The organism is Nocardia sp. IFM 10818 (assembly GCF_054655275.1).
Map to the genome: position 1 here is coordinate 7,592,600 of NZ_BAAHJH010000001.1, position 3,875 is coordinate 7,596,474.

Sequence of the window (3,875 nt, forward strand, 5' to 3'; positions counted from 1 at the left end):
CCACCGCTGCTGTCGTAAGAACCGTTCCACTGCCGTTGCGGCGACCTTCCGGATCCGCGATAGGGTCCCGGCGGCCTCGGCGGTCGCCGGGACGAACTGGTTAGCGCCGCAACCAGCAGTGCAACGAACAGTGGACAACCGACGCTGAAAGCCACTGCGATAAGGAACATCTCCATGCCGGATTATTGCCGTATCACCCCGGTCCGGCGCGACCGAATTTTGTGACAGATAGCCAAGGTTTCCAACAGGTACCCAGCAGACGGCATCTCCCCCAACGGCTCACGAATCCACCACAGATGCGCCGCCCGCTCATCCGCAGGAGTCGGCAGCCGCACCTCTGTCCCAGGCTTGGCAATCAGAATCGACCGCTGCGCCATGAATTCCTGAGTATCGGCGGCGATTTCATGCGGCTGGATCAAAAAGGTCCACAGCCCCGAGTCATGGGCAATGGTCGGCGCGAACACATACATGTGCTGAAGATGCCTGTGCGCCTCGGTGCCGATCTCATCGAGCACAGTGATCGCACCGGCACTGCTCCCCGCCCACAACCAGATTCGATCAGCGTCGAACCAGGTTCTGAGCCCTGCGGCCCGGTAGGCATCCGAGCGGGCCCGGTTCTCATCAGGGTTGATCGTGAGGCTCATTCGTCCTCCTCCGGCTAGTGGTTGAGTGCGCCCGGCGGGCACATTCCGGGCGCACCACCAGCACACACCGGAACTCCCGCTCCGGACCTGCAATCTGGGAGGCCGAAATGATTGGTTCAAACTGCCTGCACACGTCCCACTTTCGGCGCACACTCGTTCCCGGAAAGGTCTTCAACCACGTCCCGGGATGGATTCCATGTCCGAGATCGAGAGCAGCACTCTGCCCCGCCGGCAGTTGGGCCGGTACCTGCGAGAAGCCCGCGAGGCGGCGAACCTAACCCTGGACGAGGCCGCGAAGCTGATGGAGTGGGGCAAGAGCACACTCGGCCGACTGGAAAAGGGCCAGACCGAACGTGTCCGCGTCCGCGAGATAGAGGACCTGTGCGAGCTCTACAGCGTCGACGACGACAGGACCGCAGTCCTGAAAGGGCTGGCTCAACAGGCATCGGTCCGATCGTGGTGGCACGCCTACGGCGATCTGATTCCGGCCAACTTCAATCTGTACGTGGGACTGGAAGCTTCGGCCCGGAATCTGACGATCTATCAGCCCTTGATCATTCCGGGCCTGTTGCAGACCGCTGATTACGCGCGCACCCTGGACCGGACCTACTTCGCCGCCGACACCGATTCCGAGTTGGATCGCCGAATCGAAATGCGAATGAAGCGGCAGGCGATCCTGTCGCGCGCACGCAAGCCTGCCGATGCCGCGATCGTCCTGCACGAGGCAGCAATCCGGACCCGCATCGGCCCACGCCGGGTCATGGCAGGCCAACTGCGTCACTTGGCCGACCTCAGCACAAGAGACAACGTCGAGATCCGAATACTGCCGTACCACGCCGGATGCCCGCTGGGTATGCCATTGCCGCCGTTCGTCATCCTCGATTTCGCCACCGACGCACTGGGCCGCCCCGCCGAACCAACCGTGATCTTCGCCGAAGGTTTCACCGGCGGCATGTATCTCGAACGGCAAACCGATGTCGACAAACACCGCAACGCCTTCACGACAATCCGACAGGCGGCACTGGACCTCGAGCCCAGCCGAGCCGTACTCCGTGAGCTAGCAAGGGAGATCGAAAGTGAACGCTGATCTGAGCAACGCACGGTGGTTCAAGTCGAGCCGCAGCTCAGGCGGACAGGAATGCGTCGAAGTGGCCTTCGTCCCCGGCGCGGTGGGCGTGCGGGACAGCAAGGACCCGACCGGTCCGGCGCTGGTGTTCGAGCCCGCGGCGTGGGATGACTTCACTGCGGGGTTGAGGGTCGGACGGTTCGATGGGGTTGGCGGCTAGGACCACTGGGCCGCTGAATGGTGCATCTGCGGCTGTGATGCCGCGGGCATTGCGGTTTCCGGTCTGCGGCCGGCTGCGAGTGCGCCGCCCGTCAGGACCAGACCACCGACGAAGAGGGCGGCGCCGATCAACACGACATTGCTGATGAGTTCGCCTGTGCGCTCTCGGACCGGCAGGGTGTCCTCACCGGGGGTAGATCTGGACCCGTCCCATCTGCCCCAGGTGCATTCTTCCATCGTGGGGATGTCCTTATCCGCCTGGCACATCCAACCTAGAGTCATCGCCGTTCGTGCGGAATCGTCACGCAAGTCCTTCTGAGCCATGAAGCCGAGGCACATCATCACTGCCCCGGCGATGGCGACGACCAGACCGAATATTCCTGCGGTGATTCTCATTTCCCGACCCCTCCTGACAACCAAGTACACGGCCGCAGCCGGACAGTGGTTCGGCTGCCTAACGAACCTAGCGCACGTCTCCGTGTTCGGCGGCGTAGCTTTCCAGGCGGTTGGCCAGGTCGTGGGGGTGGCTGAGGGCTACGCAGTGGCAGCCTGGGATTTCGTCGGGGGTGATGCCCAGGCGTTCGGGGACCAGGCGGCGGAAGAAGTCGGGTGGGAAGAAGCGGTCGTCTTGGGCCAGGACGAATTTGGTGGGGACGTGGGGCCAGGCGTCGAGTGGCCATGGGGAGTTGTAGGCGGTGGTGGATTCTTCGCGTTCCTTGCTGATCGCCTCTTCGGCGAGGGGGCGGGGGACGCCGTTGTAGAAGCTGATGAAGGGGTCGTCGTTGCCGGTCAGGCCGCCGTCGAGGTCGGCTTGTTTCTGGACGGCCTCGGCGTAGCCGGTGTTGGTCCACCAGTCCGCGGCGGTTTCGCCTGGTAGCGGAATCATGGCGGCTACCAGGACCAGGACGCGGACCGGGAGGCGGTCGGCTGCCAAGGCGGCGGTGAAGCCGCCGTAGGACTGGCCTACCAGGACCAGGTCTTCGCGGTCGCCGACCGCTTTGATCACCGTGTCCGCGTAGTCGTTCAGGCTCGCGGAGTTGTCTTCGCTGGGCAGGTCGGGGGCGATGGTCTCGTGGCCGCGGGCTCGGAGTTCGGCCTCGACCAGGTGCCAGTACCAGCCGACATCGCCGCCACCGTGGATCAATACGAATGTGGTCACGCGTATCCCCTTCCGCCGCCGGATCCCGGCCTGGGATCGAGATTAGGCGACGGGCCGCCAGGAGGGGAACGGTTCTGGCGGCCCGCCGCCTTCAGGAGCCCGCGGTGGGCGGGAAGGTGAACGAGGAGCCGGTGAGCAACATTTCGGCCAGGCGGCCGAGCAGGTTGTCGATGGCGCTGCCGCTGTCCATGGCGGGTCCTCAGGGGGTGGTGGGCGTGCCGGGGGTGACGGAAATGCCGGAGCCCGAACCGATCAGGTGGGCGATGGCCTGCAGGAGGCTGGTGAAGCCGGCGCTGCCGAGATCCATGTCTCGAGTCCTTTCAGAGCTGCCGTCGGGACCGATCAGGCGGCGTTCGGGTTGTAGTTGATGCTGGAGCCGGCGCTGAGGAAGTTCAGCACGGTGGTGAGGATGGCTCCGATGTCTACGCCTTCCATGGGGTTTCCTTTCTGGGTGGTTCGCGGAAAGACTGTGGTCCGCGGGGCTATTCGGCTTCGGCCATGGCGTCGATGAGCGATTTCGGGCGCATATCGGTCCAGTGCGATTCGACGTAGTCGAGGCAGTCGCGGCGCAGGGCGGGACCGTACGCGATGGTCCAGCCGCCGGGGATGGCGGCGAAAACAGGCCACAGGGAGTGCTGAGCCTCGTCATTGACCAGCACATAGAACTGAGCGTCTTCGTCGTCGAAGGGGTTGCTCATCGGATTACCTTTCTCAAAGTCCGCAGCCAATCCTGACGGAACCAAACTGTGAACAAGAGGCTTTTCACAATATTGATGACCTTGAATTT

At 63.7% G+C, this 3,875-nt stretch carries 6 protein-coding genes; 2 read left to right on the forward strand and 4 right to left on the reverse strand.

Features of this window, described 5'->3' with window-relative positions:
• Window positions 1-182: 182 nt before the first annotated feature.
• Window positions 183-644 (reverse strand): hypothetical protein, encoded by a 462-nt coding sequence (locus ACYQ5L_RS35205; RefSeq protein WP_459962525.1) that lies wholly within the window; start codon window positions 642-644, stop codon window positions 183-185.
• Window positions 645-840: 196 nt separating this feature from the next.
• Between ACYQ5L_RS35205 and ACYQ5L_RS35210 the strand changes: the two genes are divergently transcribed.
• The gene (locus tag ACYQ5L_RS35210) at window positions 841-1,731 is read left to right on the forward strand and encodes a helix-turn-helix domain-containing protein (RefSeq protein WP_459962526.1); all 891 of its coding nucleotides are present in this window, start codon (window positions 841-843) and stop codon (window positions 1,729-1,731) included.
• Window positions 1,721-1,930: a DUF397 domain-containing protein gene (locus tag ACYQ5L_RS35215; protein WP_459962527.1), complete on the forward strand. Its 210-nt coding sequence runs from the start codon at window positions 1,721-1,723 to the stop codon at window positions 1,928-1,930. Before ACYQ5L_RS35210 ends, ACYQ5L_RS35215 begins: the two co-directional genes overlap by 11 nt.
• Here ACYQ5L_RS35215 and ACYQ5L_RS35220 read toward each other — a convergent pair.
• The 3 genes from ACYQ5L_RS35220 to ACYQ5L_RS35230 form a co-directional block, all read right to left on the reverse strand.
• Window positions 1,927-2,325 (reverse strand): hypothetical protein, encoded by a 399-nt coding sequence (locus ACYQ5L_RS35220; RefSeq protein ID WP_459962529.1) that lies wholly within the window; start codon window positions 2,323-2,325, stop codon window positions 1,927-1,929. The two genes, ACYQ5L_RS35215 and ACYQ5L_RS35220, sit on opposite strands and share 4 nt — an antisense overlap.
• Before the next feature lie 67 nt (window positions 2,326-2,392).
• Window positions 2,393-3,088: an alpha/beta fold hydrolase gene (locus tag ACYQ5L_RS35225; RefSeq protein WP_459962530.1), complete on the reverse strand. Its 696-nt coding sequence runs from the start codon at window positions 3,086-3,088 to the stop codon at window positions 2,393-2,395.
• Window positions 3,089-3,570: 482 nt separating this feature from the next.
• Window positions 3,571-3,786, reverse strand: a complete 216-nt coding sequence (locus ACYQ5L_RS35230; protein ID WP_379196757.1) for an MbtH family protein — start codon at window positions 3,784-3,786, stop codon at window positions 3,571-3,573.
• Between the last annotated feature and the right edge of the window lie 89 nt (window positions 3,787-3,875).